Source organism: Mycolicibacterium sp. ND9-15, assembly GCF_035918395.1.
Lineage (GTDB): Bacteria > Actinomycetota > Actinomycetes > Mycobacteriales > Mycobacteriaceae > Mycobacterium.
Genome location: NZ_CP142362.1, coordinates 3,082,983 through 3,097,452 on the forward strand (window position 1 = coordinate 3,082,983; position 14,470 = coordinate 3,097,452).

Here is a 14,470-nt window from a genome sequence, read left to right on the forward strand (position 1 = left end):
CCTAGTGGCTCGAGACGCGGCCGAGCAGCATCTCGACGCAGTAGTCGATGAACTGCTCACGCGTGGCGGTCAGGCTGCCGTTGAGATAGGCGGTGAACAACGCGGTCAGCGCCCCGATCAACCCGGTGGCGACCATGGCCGCCCGCGCGGGATCGGTGATGCGGGTGAGCTTGCGCTGCAGGAGTTCGATGAAGCTGGGCATCCACTCGGCGCCTGACCGCGTCAGAACCGGCTCACGGGCCGGCGCAAGCAGCAACACCCGGCCCCGCGTCGGATCGTCGACCATCAGCGCGACGAACCGCTCGACCGCGTCGCGGGGGGTGTCAGCCGAAATCAGTGTCGACATCGCTTTGCCGCACACGTCGTCGTAGACCGCGCGCACGAACTCATCGCGGTCGGTGAAGCTTTCGTAGAAGTAGCGCTCGGTCAGCCCAGCGGCTCGGCAGACTGCCCGGACCGTGAGGGAAGGGCCCTCGGCGCTTCCGAGAAGCCCGGCGCCCGCGGCGATGAGTTCGTCGCGGCGAAGGACCTGCCGGTGCTGCAGCGGCACACCGGACCATCGGCCCCGTCGTTGACCCGAAGGCACATCCCTCCTAAGCTCGGCGATGACAACGCCCGTAGTCAAATTCTGATACAGATCCGGACGGAAGTACATCAGTGACTCAAGATACGTCTGAGACGTGCCCGGTGTCCTGGGGGCACCACCCGCCCGAAGGGCAGGGGGACGCGAGCCCGGTGGCCACCGGCTGTCCGGTCACGTCCGGCGGCTACGACGCGCCTCCGTTGCCGCTCGGACCCGACTCGTTGACGTGGAAGTACTTCGGCCAGTGGACCGGCCTGTTCCAGGGCACTTGGGCGGGCTCGATGCAGAACATGCATCCGCAGTTGGGTGCCGCGGTGCAGAACCACTCGATCTTCTTCCTGGAGCGGATTCCGCGCCTGCTGCGGTCGATCTATCCCATCGGCGGTGTGGTCTTCGACGGCCATCGTGCCCCACAGACGGGTGCAGAGGTCCGCGACTACCACATCGGCATCAAGGGCGTCGACGAGCAGGGCCGGCGGTACAACGCGCTGAACCCCGACGTCTTCTACTGGGCCCACGCGACGTTCTTCAAGTCGACCCTGCTGGCCGCCGAGAAGTTCGGCGGTGGACTGACCGAGGCCGACAAGCGGCAGCTGTTCGACGAGCACATCGTCTGGTACCGCATGTACGGCATGAGCATGCGTCCGGTGCCCAAGACCTGGGAGGAATTTCAGCAGTACTGGGATCACATGTGCAACAACGTGTTAGAGAACAACTGGGCGGCCCGCGAGGTGATGGATCTGTCCACCATGCCCAAACATCCGTCGCTGGAGTGGGTGCCGGACTGGATGTGGGCGCTCAACCTCAAGGTCATGCAGCGGTTCCTGACGTTCATGACCGTGGCCCTCTACGACCCGCCGGTTCGCGAACTCATGGGCTACACCTGGACTCCGCGACAGGAGTGGCTGCACCGACGGTTGTGCGATGTGGTGACGCTGGCGACCAAGGTGTTGCCCAAGCGATGGCTGATGCATCCGCGCAAGCGTTCCGCGATGGACCGGGCGAGCGGCCGTCTTCCGGTGGATGCCCCATTGGTCGAGACGCCCGCGCGCAACCTGCCGCCGGTCGAGTACCGGGGTCAGCCGCAGTTCTACTGCCCGAAGGTGTGATTCCGCGCTAGCGTATGCCGAGTCCATATCGCGCCGTCGAAATAGGGCAACTGGCAACGGTTGCGGCTCGTAGAATCAGTTCGCGGCACCGGCGGCCCGGCGCTGTGTGTTCTTCTCCGGCGTCCGCCGGTAGTACGCCTGGTTGTATTCGCGGCGGCAGGCTGGACAGTAGGCGCCCGTGAACGCTGGGCGATCCCAACGGCAACGCGGGCAGTGTTTGGTGGGCATACCTGGTTGTAGCGTCAGTGTCCGACAGTGCCCCCACTAGGATTCGAACCTAGGACCTGCGGATTAAAAGTCCGTAGCTCTACCGCTGAGCTATAGGGGCGCGAGGGACAGGATACTGGGTGGCCGATGGCATCCTCGTTTGAGGATTCGGGTGCCGGTACCCTAAGCTATCGAGGCTCCCAACGTCATTGCGTTGCGAGTACCCCGGAGAGATTCGGCTGGCCCCCTTCGTCTAGCGGCCTAGGACGCCGCCCTTTCAAGGCGGTAGCGCGGGTTCGAATCCCGTAGGGGGTACCCGTGACGACCCGTACGATGGGACGCACAGCAAGGCCCTGTGGCGCAGTTGGTTAGCGCGCCGCCCTGTCACGGCGGAGGTCGCGGGTTCAAGTCCCGTCAGGGTCGCCATTGCGGCGAGGCATCTGGATTGCGCGCGACCGGTGCCTTCCGGGCCAGGTAGCTCAGTTGGTACGAGCGTCCGCCTGAAAAGCGGAAGGTCGCCGGTTCGATCCCGGCCCTGGCCACCAGGTTCTACCTGCATAGACACGGGTTATGCACTCGGTTGATGGTTTGACTCGTCCGGTTTCTGTCCGGTCTTCGGTGCGTGAATTTCAGTCGCGTGAAGCTGATCGAGGTTGGTTGCCACCTGGTCCAGTTCGTCTGCATAGAGATCGCTGTAGATGTTCGCGGTGACGGTTGGCGTCGAATGCCCCATAGTTTTCTGGACGTAGCGCAGGTCAGCGCCGGACTTGCGAGCCAGGCTCGCGTAGGTGTGGCGTAGCTCGTGGAGGGTCAGCGGTGCCAGGCGTGTTTTCTTGAGGACTTTGTTCCAGTGCGTGTGCCTGCGCCAGTTGTTGGACCTCAGCATTTTTCCGTTGGGTGATGTGACGGCGGGCTCATCGGCAGCGCGGCCGGCGATGCGCGGTTTCAGGGCGTCAATGACGACCTGGGGGAGCGGGATGGTTCGGGTCCCGGCCACCGTCTTGGTGGGACCGATGACGATCCGGCCTTCGACTTCGGGCGCAGCACGCCGAACGTACAGACGACGAGCGGCCAGGTCGATGTCCTTGACGCGGAGGCCGACGAGTTCGGACCACCGCAGGCCGGTGTAGGCGAGGATAGTCACGACGTCTCCCTGGTCGCCGCACGCGATGGCGAGTGTCTGGACTTCCTGCGCGGTCAGGTAGCGGTGCCGTTCCCTCTCGGGAATGCGGCCCGCCGAGACGCCAAGGGCCGGGTTGCGGTGTATCCGGCCGTCCTGGTGGGCGACGTCGAGAATCGAACGCAGGAGTCGCAGCGTGGACACCTTCGCCCACGGCCCGACCGTCAGGTTGTCAACGAACGCCTGGACGTCGGCGCGGGTGATTTCGTCGACGGGCACATGACCGAACCGCGGTGCAATACGCAGATCCCAGTGCTGGGTATAGCCGCTCCACGTCTTTGGCGACACCGCGGGCTTCTTGGAGTTGGAGAACTGCGCCCAAATCCGGTTCAGCGGTGTGCGGCCGAGGCGCGGGTCGAACCGACGTGCACCAAGCGCGGCCTCGCTATCACGTTCAGATTTGAACGCCTTTGCCTCGCGCAGCGTCGGGAACGTGGCTGATGTTTCGACCCAGCCTGACGGTGCGTCGGGATCACGGATCAGGTAGCGGACTTGGTAGCGGGGCTGTCCGGCCGCATTGGTGCGCTTTCGGATGCCGCGTGGGGTGTTGCCGGCCATTACCGACGTACCTGCTTCAGCCAGGACCGGACTTCGGCACAATCCCAGCGGCGTACCCGCTCTGACAACGTGTAGCAGGGCGGGCCGATCTGCTCGCCGGTCGTTTCGCGGATCGACGCCCAGCGATTGAGCGTCGCAGCCGAGACGCCAAGCAGCGCCGACACCTGTTCTGCGGTCAGCAGCTCAGGGAAGTTTCCTGCGGTGACGAGAGCCTCCCGGAGGCCGTGAGTGACCATCGCTTCACCTCGTTGCGGGTGGCTGGTCCGTCGACGGAATGTTCATGCCAGCACGGAGGGAGGCGAACCAGGCGCGAGTGCGCGGAAGTCTGGCGTCGGCGTCAGCCTGCCCGCCGATGATTCCCCAGAGATCGAATGCCCACCGATCCAGCGCGGAGGCCGTTGTCTCGCCGCGTCGCTGGAGTTCCGCGTCGTCGCCCAGGACCAAGGCGACGCCGAGGACTTCGCCGCAGGACCAGAGGTGCCGGTACTCGTCCCATCCGTGCGTGCGGACCAGGTTGGCGCGGTGCATCAGATCATCGGCGTGGCGGGCCAATTGATCCTGATTGGGTGGTTCGAAGAGAGGCCAGTCGTTATTCATGGCGCTTACCTCCGGCAGCGCGCATCCGTCCGTATTGCTTTGCAGTGGAGCGGATTTGGTCATCCGTCCAGAAATCTGAACGCACTCTGGTCACTCGACCGTCCTCAGCGACGACGTAGCCGGTGCCCGGTGCGTCCGGGCTGATCCGGTGCGCGGGCGCGACATCGGCCATGCCGTCGCCGAGAACCATCGCCACCTCGTCGCGGGAACGAAGGCGGAGCGCAATGGTCTGGGTGAACAGCCCTCGCATCGGTAGGACCTCTTTGCGGGGATCCTGCAGGAACGCGGCCACCACGATTCCCAGGGCGCGGCCTTTGGTCAGAATCCGCGACAAGGAGGCAGCGGCTTCTTTGCGCAGTGCAGCATCGCTCATGTAGGCGGTCACGCCGGCCAGTTCGTCGATCAGCAGCACGATCAGGGGAACCGATTTTGTCGGGGTGTGTTCGCGGGCGTTTCCAGCCATCTGCGCGCCGCGCTTGTCCATCAACTTTTCCAATGCCGCAAGGGTTTTCACTGCGTCGGCCTCGGTGGTGGCGACCTTGGTGAACAGGCGAGCGCCGACCGATAGTTCGATGCCGTATTTGAGGTCGATGCCGATCAGGTGGACCAGGCCGGCCGCGACCGCTGGGCCGAAGCCGCCGGCGATGCCCCAGAAGACCGACCCTTTACCTGCGCCTGAGCAGCCCACTGTCAAGGTGTGTCGTCCGGCGACGTGCAGCCTCCACGGGGCGCCGTTTTCGCAACGTCCAAGCGTGACTCTGGTGGTAGCGACTGCCGTGGGAGAGGCGGCATGGCCGACTGACGAGAGTTGCTCTCGCATGACCAGTTCGATCCGCACGGTGCCCGGTGCGACCACGACCGACCGGGCGGCGTGTGCGCGTGCGGCGTCGCGGATAGCCGGGACGGCACGCTCCAGGTCCTCGACGGTCAGACCCATTCGTGTCCGCACCGTCAGATTCAGGCAGTTGTCGGACACCTTGACCTGCAGCAGCTTTGGATGAGTCCACCGCGTCTGTGTGACCGGCCGCCCTTCATGGTCCTTGCGACTGACTTGCTCAGAGGCGGACAAGCCGCAGCGTTTCGACAACCGCTCCCATGTGGCGTAGGCCCACAGTCTCCAGCGCAAGCGCCGAGCGGGGGCTGCGAAGTGCAGTTCGTAGGTCCTCGGTGAGCGCAGCCGCCAAGCAATCAGAACTGCAGCGCTAATGCCTGCGACGGCCGCGACCCAGGCCACGGCGCCAAGTAGCAGCTGCAGGAGGTGGTCGAACATCAGCGGGTCGTTGAGGTCAGTTGGCGCGAACGGGTCAGGGTTCATGCCGACGCCCGACCTGAGTTCGATGCTGCTGACGGCTTGCCTGGTGCGGTCATGCCCGAGGCTCGAAACGACCACGCGATCCGCGAGAAATCGCCCGACCGCTCGATGTACGGCAGCGCCATCAGGCCCTCGAACACCACGGGCGTGAACGGTGTTTCGCTGGAATTGGTGGGGGCGACGGGTTGCGTTTGTGCGGCGAACTTGACCGTCACCGTGCGGCTGCGTTTCGGTGCGGACGGATCACCGTCGAGCACTTCGACCTGCCACATCGGCGAACCGGTCTCGCGATCGGTCGCCTGTACACGGTTGTCGCCCGAGGACTTGTCGAAGTCGATCATCGGTGTCACCTCGGACACGAGGAACGCGCCGTACGCGAACACCTGGTCGTGGGTGATCTGAAGCCATTTGGGGATGGACATTGCGAAACCTTTCGGTCGGAATGAACTAGATGGCTATTCAACCTAGTCGTCTAGAGGAGTCTGTCAAGTGTTGAGCGGCCTTTTGGCATTTCCCCTGGGTTCAGCGCGCTGAGAAGTCGTATTCGAGCAGGTAGGCCGACGCCACCTTCACGGTGTCGCAGACTTCGACGGCCACGTCGTTGGTGTCGTAAGCCGTCCGCACCACCGTCAGAACGGGTACTCCGGCTGCGAGTTGCAAGGTGCGGCGCTCTTCGGGGGTGGGCATCCGTGCGCCGACTTCCTCGGTGAATCGGGCGAGGGTGTGGCCGGCTTCTTCGAGTCGCGCGTAGATGCCGCCAGGTCCGGTGTCGATTTGTTCGATCTTGGTGCCCTGAGCGAATGCGGCGGGAATGTACGAAATCGCTGTCTCAACTGGCCGGCCATCGGCGAGGTACCGCCGAGACCGCACGACAACGTCGTCGTCGGGTGTCAAGCGAAGGTGTTCGGCAACAAAAGAATTCGGCTTCTCACGGGTCACGGTGATGTTGTCCACCCGCGGCGCGTAACCAGACTTCTCCGCCTCGACGGTGAACGCCGCTTTGCCGCTGGCGCGATGTCGTCGGGCAAATCGATCTGACGCGAGCCTGTGGATCGGGGGTGTCGAGCGAACGAACACGCCGCGGCCGTGTTGCGTGATTACTAGTCCTTCGCCACCGAGCACTTGCATTGCCTGCCTGACGGTCATGCGTGCCACGCCGAAGTGTTTGATCAACTCGGCCTCGGACGGCAACCGCTCGCCTGCGGATAGCTGGCCCGAGCTGATAGCTTCGCGCAGCATGCTGGCGATCTGCCGATATGGCGGCTTGTCGTCCGCCCGGTCGATCTGGCCAAGTTGCAGCACCGCAGAGCCTTCCCTTGCATGTCTAGACGACTAGTAGTGTAAGAAAACGACACGCCCATGTCACTACTGGAGTCCGGCCCCGAGGATGGAGTCTCGCATGGCAACCACGCCGAAACACTCGGTTAGCGTCGCGGGCATCGTGGTCCGCGACGACGGCCGCGTCCTGGTCATCAAACGTGATGACACCGGCCACTGGGAAGCCCCCGGCGGCGTCCTTGAGCTTGACGAATCATTCGAGAGCGGCGTTCAGCGCGAGGTGCTGGAAGAGACGGGACTTGAGGTCGCGGTCGAGCGGCTTACTGGTGTCTACAAGAATATGACTCACGGAATCGTCGCCTTGGTGTATCGCTGTCGACCGGCAGGGGGTGAACCCCACGCCACCGAGGAGGCACGTGAAATCCGTTGGATGACAAGGGAAGAAGTAAAGTCAGCAATGATACCTGCGTTCGGGGTTCGGGTCTTGGATGCGTTCGAGCAAGCGCCCCAGTCGCGGGCGCATGACGGGGTCAATCTCGTATAGATGGTGGTACGGGCTCATGCCTCGTAGGTCTCACCGCAGACCAGGCAGTGCAGTGGTCCGCTGTCAGGTTGCAGCCACACCACCATTCCCCGAGAGTGCCCTGCGCAAGGCGCGTAGTTTTGCGACCTCCGCGCCGCGCGGGGCCGCTTACACCCGCCAAAGGTGTGGGGGGTGACCCCCGCGAGCCGTCGCAGCGCCCCTTGATGGCATAGGCGGTCATCGATCACCCCGCATTTGTTTCCAGCACCGAGTATGAGCTCGTTGCTGAGAATTGGAAGCGGCAACGCTTCGAACTTAAGGTGCAGTAGTGGCCACCTTTGGCTTGGAACTAGAAAGCGCTCGGCAGCTGTCGGCCATGGAACTCTACGGCGATTGGTATCGAGACCCCTGGGGATGGCCGGAGGTTCTGACCGTAGAGTTCGTCGCCAAGCTCGATGCCGAAGGGCACCTGGGTATTGACAAAAGGAGTGTGTCTACAAGTTTGGATCCGTTCTTCCATCGAATGGAAGTGCCAAAGTCGTATTTGGGCGTCAGGCCGGCAGTGGTTCAAGACCCCATGAGTCGGCTTGCATACAACGCCGCTGTACTTAAAGGCGTAGGTACTCTTCACTCTGACCTACCCACGTGGGTGTATGGATGGCGTTTACGTGACGACAAGATATCCAAGAACAAGCGTGAGTGGGCCGCCTATGTCGAGAGCCTTCCTACGGTTGACGACGACGGTCATGGGTTGGTTACGGATATAACCTCGTTCTTCGCGTCGATCGAATTAGACCGACTTCTCGAAATAGTGGGGGCTGCGGCCGGTAAGACGATACCGCGCGAGATAATCGCTGCTGTTGTCGACGCGCACTCGAGAATGCTGGGGCGAAGTGGACTACCACAGCGGAGTTTCGCCTCTGCGATCCTTGCGAATTGCTACCTCCAGCCGATTGACGACGCACTAAATGCCGCGATAGGAAACTGGGATCTCGACATTGTTGGGGTTCGCCGGTGGATGGATGACATAAGCGCCGAAGGTCCGGAAGAGTCGCTATACGGTCTCCTTCTAGAACTCCAGGATCGCGCCCGACACATTGGGTTGGAACTGAACTCCGCCAAAACTCACTTAACTGACGCCAGTGAAACGGCGAAAGACTTGCGATCTGAGACGTTGAATACCATTGAAGTAGAGTTTCGCAAAATGAAACTGTCAGAATACACTGATGAAGAAGTCGACGTAGCGGTTAATGCCGACGTTCTAACGAGTCTTGAAAGAGAGATTCTCGATAATCCCGACGGCTTTGGACGTCCTGTCATTCGGTCAGTTCTTCATTCGCTGACAGAATATGGCATTTTTGACAATTCTGCCGAATGGCGAAGAATAGCTCATCGAGTCCCCCACGTCGCCGACAACCTGGGGCGATATTTACGCGGTTCGATGGATGCCGCGTGGTTCGGATCAGAGGTGACCGACTGCGTGAATTGGTTCACCGAGTACGTCGCGTCAACCTGGGGGCGACAGAATTGGGTGACTTCACAATTCGCACTGGCTTTCGACGACAACACTTCCCCTCGCGTCAGGGAAGTGCTGGCACGCTGGCTGGATTCGAGTACCGACCTCCAACAGGTGGCGATCGCAGCCGAGCGGATGAGTGCGATGGACCAGAGTTACGCGCGCTATGTGATGAGGTCCCGCGCGGACGGGACATCGGACCCGCTACTTCTGCGGGTCTTTGCACTTGGCTTGTTGCGGACCAAGGCTGATCGAGGAACCGTCGCAGCTGTTCTTGAGCGCGACAAAAGGAATGGGCTGCTTGCTCACTACCTGGAAACCCGAAATTGGGAACCACCGCCAGTGGCTGGTGACTTCGGTGGCTCGGACGATGCCCCGGGGTGAAGGCACGGGACCAAACGTGTGACTCTGGCGCTGTGTTGGGACAAGGCACCGTGTTCATCGCTCAAACCGGGTTTTCTCGCGCAGGCGTTCTCTCGCGCAGGTGCGCCTGCGAATTCGGCCATAGCGTCCACCCTTGGAACGACTGTGGCTACGCGGGCGGCGGATGCGCCGCCAACCACTCAGTCAGCGCCTGGTCGAGCGCCGCATCCTTGGAGAGGCCGTTGGTATCGGCGATCTTCTCGAACTCGTCTACCAGGCCAGCAGTGGCGTTGGCCTCTACTCGCTTTCGCTCCTTGACGAAGGGGGGCGGTTTGATTCGTAGCTGCTCTGCGGGGAAGGCGGTCAGCAATTCCAGATAGTTGGCGGGGGTGGGGATCATCACCTCACCCTTGGTGAACCACTTCAGCACCTTGTTTCGAGCCGAGTTGCGGCAAATGCCACGGTTGTGCACGTAGTCGTGGCGCATGTTCCGGAGATCACCGAAGTAGTCGATCCGGATGTCGTCTTCGGAGCATCCAAGTGCGGCCGCCAAGGCGGGGCGGTAGTACTCCTCCCACTCGGTGAAGAATTCCACGACAGCTTGGGCGGCGAACTGTTTCATCAGCGGTGGCTGGTCGGCTGGGTCCGGCTGGAGGACCTCGTCCCAACTTGTGGCGGGCCCCAGATCGACGATGGCGGCGAAGTCAGCCAGGCTGATTGTCTTAGCAGATGGCGCGTCAGTGAGCTTCGACGTTGCGAAGTCGAAATACTTGGCGGCCCGGTCTTCACCGCGAGAGATGGCCCTGGCGCGTTCGCCAATTTCTTGGTCGATCAGACTCATCGGCCCGACATGACTGGTGCCCGCGACGAGCAGCGTGATCTTCAGCGCCCGTTCCATATCGCTGATGATCTCGTCCGCGGTGTGGGGGGTCATCGCCTCGATGTTCAACTGGCCCTTCGCTTCTGCGACCACCTCAAGGAAGTGATCGATTTGCGGAATTAGGTCGCTCTTGCGATCGAAAGATCGGATGGCATCAGCTACGGGTTGAAGTATGGCGAGCAGCTCCGGCTCTTCCGGTCGGCCCGCAAGCCAGACACTTGCGAACGGCGATGTGAGAGCGCCGACGACGACAGAGAACATGTTCGGGGCGGCTGCAGCAGCAGCCCCCTCGGCGCTGGCCCGTCGCGTAAGACGCATGCTAGGGGTGTTGTTCATTCGCTCGACATCGTCGAGTACCTTGTTCCACTTCTGGATCGATGACTCACTCGCCACACTAGATACGGTATCGGGCACTGCCGACATCAAATGTTCTTCGCCCAAGCCTCTCTGCCAGCTTCGCTGAACAACGTATCCAGTGCGTCCTTCGCGTGGCGGCGCTGATCGAACCGAGCGCGGTACATCGCCTCGATCTGTCGTTCCTTCATCCAGACCGTGTCTGACTCGTTACGGACGGGCGCGGCGAAGTAGTCGTTCTTCTAGATGAGATGCGGACCGTCAACGCGCTCGCGAGCACCTCAACCAACGATAGCCCGATTCCCCTCGGTGCCCAGCCGGAGCACGTTCAGGCCGAATACAGGCGGAGTAATAGCGGTGATTGCGGCGCCGCCCAAGGAAGGGTCGTGTACCTCGTCTAGCTCACCCAAATCGACTCTCTCGGTTGCTGACTTCTGAACCTCACGAACGCCGTAGACGATCACGCCGGCGCCGCTGTTAGCCATCGCCGCTACGTCTTTCGGGAAATCGGTCTGGGATAGTCCCTTCGCCGGAGGTAACTCAGACTTCCAGTCCGGGCCATCGGTTTCCATCACACCGGCCGCGACGGCGTCGTTGAATAGTTCGTCAGCCAATGGTCCGGGCGCAACTCCGAGAGCACGGTGGAGTTCTGTGAAGCTCATGTCTCCTCGAAGCCCGACTGATCAAACTTCAGCGTCTGAGCGTTCTCGGAGACGGTGCGGATCTTGCTTTCGTTGAAGCCGGCCGCGTCAATTGCTTCGATTTCGATCTTCACCACCAGCTTCGTTCCGCTGTCACGGAGGTGGGCAATGATCTCCTCTGCGACGTTCTTGAAGTCGAGTGCGATCTTGTCGGCGCTGAGCGTCTTGACTCCGTAGAAGCGGGTCTTCGGCGGAGGGAACGCGATGTCAACCGATGGCTTCGGCGGCGTATCCGGGCCAACGACCGGCGTGCCCATGCCGCCGAGGCCCTCCGCGGGTGGGGGAGGTACTTCGGTTTCGCGTTGCTTGACGGCGACATCGGGTCGTACCAGTAGCAGGGAGTCGGTCGCCGCGGGCGCGGCGCCCTTATCGTCGGGCGTCCAGAGCCCGATGTAGCGACCAGCCGCCTCATCGAAGCCTGTCCCCAGCGCGAAGGCGTCAGTCTGCCAGATCATCGGCATGTCGACGATGCCCTCGTCGAGCACCCGCCGGTCGCGCAGCCGCGGCATGTACGGGTACCGGCTGTACAGTTGCCACAGCGCTCCGAGGGCGACGTGGCCGTCCTTCCAAATCTGGGGCACCTTGCCGATCGCGAGTCGGATGGTCGCCGCCGCCTGCCGGATCGACAGGTCGCCGTCGCTGCCGAGCCGACGTGAAACCCGGTCGGCCAGGGAAGGGGACTGCCCCTCGACTTTGGTCTCGCGGATGATGAAGGGTGCGCTCGGATCGGGTTGGGCGGGTACCAACGCCCATGTGAATGTCTGCAGCAGACGAGAATTCACAGTCCCGTCGGCCTGCGTCTGACGTTGTGTCGCCTGGTTCTTCTGGTTTTGCGTCAGGTCGAGATCGGCCTCGTTGGCCAGGACATGAGTCCAGCCGAGGTAGTCGCGCACCGCGAAGTCGAGCTCGCCTAAGCGGGTCTCGTCGGCGGCCAGGTAGACCAGCATGTTGCGGTTGGCCCGGTTCGCGGTTCCGCGGTACTCGGTGGCCTGTTGGGCGAATTCTTTTGCAGGAGAATCGGATCCCCGCTTGTGAGCCACCTTCGGGTGCAGGATAACTAGTCGTGCTTCGTCCGTATCGGGGATGTCGGCGTTGGATTCCGGGCACACGTGCACGCCGGCGAAATCGCCGCTGGTCTTGGCTTGACCCTGTAAACGCCGCACGATCTCTGCCCACACATCCTCTTTGTGTAGACGCTCGGCCTGGTCCTTGGCAGTACGGGTGATGTTGGCCTGCAGGTCGTACCAGTACTTGCCCGAGCCAGAGTAGAAGTAGGTCGCGCGGTCGCCGAGTTGGGTGAGCGCCGAGTGGAAGTTCCCCGGCACATCGCCCGGCACGGCGGTGCCCAGGAACACCCGCTGCGTTTCCAAGCCCTTGTGCGCCGAACCGATGGTCGGCGCCGCTCCGAAAAACACGGTGCGCGCAAGACGTTTCGTCAGTGAGCGTTGCCCATATAGCGGCTTCGCCGTATCGATGCGCGCGGGTTCGGAGTTGGGGCCGTCGACGTCGGCGTCGATGATCGCCTTCCAGGAGTCCTGCAGATACTGCGTGAGTTCGGAATTCACGCTCGCGGTGGCCAGCGGGATGGAGCCGGGCATGATCAGTGGTGAAGCGTCTTCGCCCGCCCACAGGGCATGGATCACCGTGCTCATCAGCCGCAGCACGCCGCGGGTGCGCTGGAACCGCTCCAGCGACGACCACTCTTCGTAGAGCCGGTCGAACAGCTCGGGGTGGATTGGATAGGTCCGCTTGATCCGCTCTTCGTATGCCGTGTCGCGGGATTCGCGGGGGAAGTCGTCGCCGTACTTGCGATACATCTCCACGTATCCTCGGGCGGTGGCGCCGATCGACGCTAGCGCGGCGGCGTCGGGTTGCTTGAAGAGTCGCTGCTTGACGATCTGGTAGGCCTCGGCCGAGGACGCGGGCCGCCATTGGTCGGCGACGCGACGCACGACGTTCTGCAGCCGCTTGAGCGCCTCCAAGCCGTGCGCGCCACCGACCTCCTCGGCATTGCCGGCGACGATCTTGTCGGGATCGTCGCCGCTCTCCGAGGCCGGAATCGAGATCACCAGCAGCACGCCCGAAGTGCCCTTGGCGGCCTCCGTCAGCGACTGCGCGAAAGTGAACTGGTCGTCGAACGTGCCGCCGGCCAGGTCGTCACGGCCCACCAGTGACCGGGCGTAGGCCACCCACTCGTCGATCAAGATGACCGCCGGGGAGTATGTGGCTAGCAGTTCGTGTAGCGCCTTGCCGGGATGCGTGCGGTCGGCATCGGCCTTGGCCACCAACGCATATGCCTTCGGTCCGCCAAGCTGCCAAGCGAGCTCGCCCCACATGGTATTGACGTGCGTGCCGTCGTCGTGCACGACACCGGACGGGCTGAAGTGATTGCCCACAATGGCGACCCGGCTGACCGTTGCGCCGGTGTAGCCGTTCGCCGTCAGCAGATCCTGGGTGTCCTGTGGGAACTGGCCGACGGGAAGACCGGAGGCGACGTGCCACAGCGCGAGCATCGAGTGGGTCTTGCCGCCACCAAAGTTGGTCTGCAAGTTGATCACCGGCGGCGCGTTGTCGTCGCCGGTGAGCCGGCGCACGGCGCGGCCGATCAGGTCAACGAGGCCCTCAGTCAGATACGTGCGTTTGAAGAACTCGACGGGGTCGGCGTAGTCGGCGTCCTGCTCGCCGCCGAAGGCGACCTTGTATAGGTCGGCGGCGAACTCCGATGCGGCGAAGTTGCCGGTCGCGACGTCGTCGTGCGGTGGCAGGACCTCACGCCAGGGCTTAAGGCCGGAGGACTCAGGATTGTCGACGGCGGCCTTGAGGACCTTCTTGTCGTCCTTGTCGGCTGTGACCCGCCTTAGGTTCAGCCGGATGCTGCGGACTTCGTCGGCCACACTCGCTGCGCCGACGAGCTTCAGCAGCCGCTCCCCGGTGTCCAGGGCACGGTAGGCGTCGTCGTCGGAGAAAGTGCTGCCGTGGTGGGCCCAGGTGTTGCGCACCTCCCGCAGCTCGATCGCATACGACTTACCCGCTTTACCCAGCGCCTCATCGAACGGATACCAGCCCTTGCGGTAACCGCCGGTGATGTTGGCCTCGGTGAGCATGCGGAACTGAACCTGCGGGTCCAGCGGCTCGTAGGTCTTGGTCGAGGGGACACCGTTCTTGAGGTCCTTGCCCTGGACGAGTTTCGTCCAATCCGCGCCCAGCGATGGATTCCCTTGGCCGACAATCGATGCGATGAAGTCATCGATGGCGGGTGCCATCGCGACGAACATTCTGTCTATACGTTCTCGGTTGCTGAGTGCCATG

The 14,470-nt window shown here is 62.8% G+C and carries 13 protein-coding genes and 4 tRNA genes; 6 read left to right on the top strand and 11 right to left on the bottom strand.

The window, feature by feature from the left end; genetic code table 11:
* Position 1: 1 nt before the first annotated feature.
* Positions 2 to 586 carry a TetR/AcrR family transcriptional regulator gene (locus tag QGN32_RS15095; RefSeq protein ID WP_326545178.1) on the bottom strand — a complete coding sequence of 195 codons (585 nt, stop codon included), beginning with the start codon at positions 584 to 586 and terminating at the stop codon, positions 2 to 4.
* A gap of 71 nt (positions 587 to 657) precedes the next feature.
* Here QGN32_RS15095 and QGN32_RS15100 point away from each other — a divergent pair, with 71 nt between their 5' ends.
* Entirely contained in the window at positions 658 to 1,692 is a 1,035-nt protein-coding gene (locus QGN32_RS15100; protein WP_442791707.1) for an oxygenase MpaB family protein, read from the top strand.
* A gap of 256 nt (positions 1,693 to 1,948) precedes the next feature.
* Here QGN32_RS15100 and QGN32_RS15105 read toward each other — a convergent pair.
* A tRNA-Lys gene (locus QGN32_RS15105) sits at positions 1,949 to 2,020 on the bottom strand.
* 121 nt (positions 2,021 to 2,141) lie between these two features.
* Here QGN32_RS15105 and QGN32_RS15110 point away from each other — a divergent pair.
* The 3 genes from QGN32_RS15110 (at position 2,142) to QGN32_RS15120 (ending at position 2,444) form a co-directional block, all read left to right on the top strand.
* A tRNA-Glu gene (locus QGN32_RS15110) sits at positions 2,142 to 2,214 on the top strand.
* 34 nt (positions 2,215 to 2,248) lie between these two features.
* Positions 2,249 to 2,325 (top strand) — tRNA-Asp (locus tag QGN32_RS15115).
* Between the two features lie 42 nt (positions 2,326 to 2,367).
* A tRNA-Phe gene (locus tag QGN32_RS15120) sits at positions 2,368 to 2,444 on the top strand.
* A gap of 23 nt (positions 2,445 to 2,467) precedes the next feature.
* Here the strand turns inward: QGN32_RS15120 and QGN32_RS15125 are convergent.
* From QGN32_RS15125 to QGN32_RS15150, 6 genes are all read right to left on the bottom strand, one after another.
* Positions 2,468 to 3,637 carry a site-specific integrase gene (locus tag QGN32_RS15125; RefSeq protein WP_326545179.1) on the bottom strand — a complete coding sequence of 390 codons (1,170 nt, stop codon included), beginning with the start codon at positions 3,635 to 3,637 and terminating at the stop codon, positions 2,468 to 2,470.
* Positions 3,637 to 3,873 (bottom strand): helix-turn-helix transcriptional regulator, encoded by a 237-nt coding sequence (locus QGN32_RS15130; RefSeq protein WP_326545180.1) that lies wholly within the window; start codon positions 3,871 to 3,873, stop codon positions 3,637 to 3,639. Before QGN32_RS15130 ends, QGN32_RS15125 begins: the two co-directional genes overlap by 1 nt.
* A 4-nt stretch (positions 3,874 to 3,877) precedes the next feature.
* The gene (locus tag QGN32_RS15135; protein ID WP_326545181.1) at positions 3,878 to 4,234 is read right to left on the bottom strand and encodes a hypothetical protein; all 357 of its coding nucleotides are present in this window, start codon (positions 4,232 to 4,234) and stop codon (positions 3,878 to 3,880) included.
* Positions 4,227 to 5,504 carry a cell division protein FtsK gene (locus QGN32_RS15140; RefSeq protein WP_442791708.1) on the bottom strand — a complete coding sequence of 426 codons (1,278 nt, stop codon included), beginning with the start codon at positions 5,502 to 5,504 and terminating at the stop codon, positions 4,227 to 4,229. The genes QGN32_RS15135 and QGN32_RS15140 overlap by 8 nt, the downstream gene beginning before the upstream one ends.
* A gap of 41 nt (positions 5,505 to 5,545) precedes the next feature.
* Positions 5,546 to 5,968: a plasmid replication, integration and excision activator gene (locus tag QGN32_RS15145; RefSeq protein WP_326545183.1), complete on the bottom strand. Its 423-nt coding sequence runs from the start codon at positions 5,966 to 5,968 to the stop codon at positions 5,546 to 5,548.
* Between the two features lie 100 nt (positions 5,969 to 6,068).
* Positions 6,069 to 6,848: a GntR family transcriptional regulator gene (locus QGN32_RS15150; protein WP_326545184.1), complete on the bottom strand. Its 780-nt coding sequence runs from the start codon at positions 6,846 to 6,848 to the stop codon at positions 6,069 to 6,071.
* Between the two features lie 97 nt (positions 6,849 to 6,945).
* Between QGN32_RS15150 and QGN32_RS15155 the strand changes: the two genes are divergently transcribed.
* Entirely contained in the window at positions 6,946 to 7,368 is a 423-nt protein-coding gene (locus QGN32_RS15155) for an NUDIX hydrolase (RefSeq protein ID WP_326545185.1), read from the top strand.
* A gap of 307 nt (positions 7,369 to 7,675) precedes the next feature.
* Positions 7,676 to 9,247 carry an RNA-directed DNA polymerase gene (locus tag QGN32_RS15160; protein WP_326545186.1) on the top strand — a complete coding sequence of 524 codons (1,572 nt, stop codon included), beginning with the start codon at positions 7,676 to 7,678 and terminating at the stop codon, positions 9,245 to 9,247.
* Between the two features lie 148 nt (positions 9,248 to 9,395).
* Here QGN32_RS15160 and QGN32_RS15165 read toward each other — a convergent pair whose 3' ends face one another.
* From QGN32_RS15165 to QGN32_RS15175, 3 genes are all read right to left on the bottom strand, one after another.
* Positions 9,396 to 10,499, bottom strand: coding sequence for a hypothetical protein (locus QGN32_RS15165; protein WP_326545187.1), 1,104 nt, complete (start codon positions 10,497 to 10,499; stop codon positions 9,396 to 9,398).
* Between the two features lie 242 nt (positions 10,500 to 10,741).
* Positions 10,742 to 11,122 carry a hypothetical protein gene (locus QGN32_RS15170; RefSeq protein WP_326545188.1) on the bottom strand — a complete coding sequence of 127 codons (381 nt, stop codon included), beginning with the start codon at positions 11,120 to 11,122 and terminating at the stop codon, positions 10,742 to 10,744.
* Positions 11,119 to 14,469 carry a DUF499 family protein gene (locus QGN32_RS15175; protein WP_326545189.1) on the bottom strand — a complete coding sequence of 1,117 codons (3,351 nt, stop codon included), beginning with the start codon at positions 14,467 to 14,469 and terminating at the stop codon, positions 11,119 to 11,121. Before QGN32_RS15175 ends, QGN32_RS15170 begins: the two co-directional genes overlap by 4 nt.
* Between the last annotated feature and the right edge of the window lies 1 nt (position 14,470).